The sequence below is a fragment of the Bartonella sp. AA18HLJMS genome (assembly GCF_042197245.1).
Lineage (GTDB): Bacteria > Pseudomonadota > Alphaproteobacteria > Rhizobiales > Rhizobiaceae > Bartonella.
In genome coordinates, this window is sequence record NZ_JBHIRP010000062.1 from 1 (window position 1) to 1,504 (window position 1,504).

The window sequence follows — 1,504 nt, forward strand, 5'->3', positions numbered from 1 at the left end:
GGTGCTCAATGGCTTTATCGTTATACCATTCACGGTCGGCGCCGTGAAATGGGCTTGGGCGCCTTAAGACATGTCTCTTTAAAAAAAGCCCGTGAATTGGCAAACCAATGGCGTGCTGTTTTACATGAGGGTCGTGACCCCATTAAAGAACGCGATAAACAAAAGCGTGAGGCAATGCGTAATCTTCATTATTTAAAAAACATTGCTTTAGATGCTTTTGAAAGCCGTAAAGCTGAATTAAAAAGAGATGGTAAAGCTTGTGATTGGTTTTTACCATTACGCCTTCATATTCTCCCTAAATTGGGCTGTCTGCCCGTTTCAGAGATTACACAAACAGAAATACGCAATACCCTTGCTCCTATCTGGCATACAAAAGCTGCAACAGCAGAGAAAGCACTAAATCGTCTTAATCTTTGTCTCAAACATGCGGCTGCATTAGGGTTAGATGTTGATTTACAAGCAACAGAAAAAGCACACGCGCTCTTAGGTAAACAACGTCATAAAACCACTAATAGACCTGCAATGGATTGGAAAGATGTTCCCGCCTTTTATCAGTTACTCTGTAAAACACAAAACATAACACAACTGGCTTTGCGCTTGCTTATCCTGACAGGCGTTCGTACCAACCCTTTGCGTCATATTCGTGAAGATCAGATTGAAGATGATGTATGGACTATTCCTGCTGAGAATATGAAAGGTTTGCGTGACGCTACAACAGAATTTCGCGTACCTCTATCATCTGAAGCGCTAAAAGTGATTAAACAAGCCCGTTGTATTTCCAAAAGTAATTTCATTCTGTCTTTTTCCGGTCGTGCTCCCCTTGCTGAGAATTGTATGGCAAAATATATGAGAGACAATAAACTTGAAGCCTGCCCGCATGGTTTTCGTTCTAGTTTACGCAATTGGCTCGCTGAAACAACCGATGCTCCCTATGAGGTTGCTGAAACTATTCTAAGTCATACAGTTGGCGGCAAAGTAGAGCGTGCCTATCGTCGCACTGACTATCTAGAACAGCGCCGTGTCTATATGGATAAATGGGCGGCATATGTCACTGGTCAATCTTAAGATATGGGGTGCATAACCCCATGATCTGTGGATAACTTTAGCTCTCTTTTCTCTCTCATTCTTTCTCAATAAGAGTCATAAATTATCACATAAAAAATTGTATGATAAAATATTGTTTTCTATAAATAAAACATCTTTCTAAATGAACCAAAATGTGGTTAATAAATGGTTATGATGTGTTACCATTTTTTGATAGAAAGGATTTTAGTATGACAGAAAATGATATTCTTTTAACAGACCGTGAAAGTGCAAAATTGCTTCATATGAGTGTCTCAACTTTCCGCCGTCATGTTACCAATGGCTCTCTCCCAAAACCTTTAAAATTTGGCTTTTTATCCCGTTGGTTACAATCGGATCTCTTAAATGTCATCGAGCAAGCAAAACAGCAACGTCAAAGTGACGCGGCATAAAAAAACCTTGTCACGTAAGGACGGACAAG

2 protein-coding genes are annotated in these 1,504 nt (G+C 40.1%); both read left to right on the forward strand.

Annotated elements, in window-relative coordinates:
* On the forward strand, positions 1-1,065 hold a 1,065-nt coding region (locus tag ACFINW_RS09890; protein WP_375674258.1), incomplete at its 5' end, for a tyrosine-type recombinase/integrase.
* A gap of 209 nt (positions 1,066-1,274) precedes the next feature.
* A complete protein-coding gene (locus tag ACFINW_RS09895) occupies positions 1,275-1,475 on the forward strand; it encodes an AlpA family transcriptional regulator (RefSeq protein ID WP_007347209.1) in 201 nt (66 codons plus the stop codon).
* Positions 1,476-1,504: the final 29 nt, after the last annotated feature.

What these genes read in the sequence shown, in the direction of transcription:
- ACFINW_RS09895 (WP_007347209.1), top strand. Translation starts at nt 1,275, where the DNA reads ATGACAGAAAATGATATTCTTTTAACAGACCGTGAAAGTGCAAAATTG.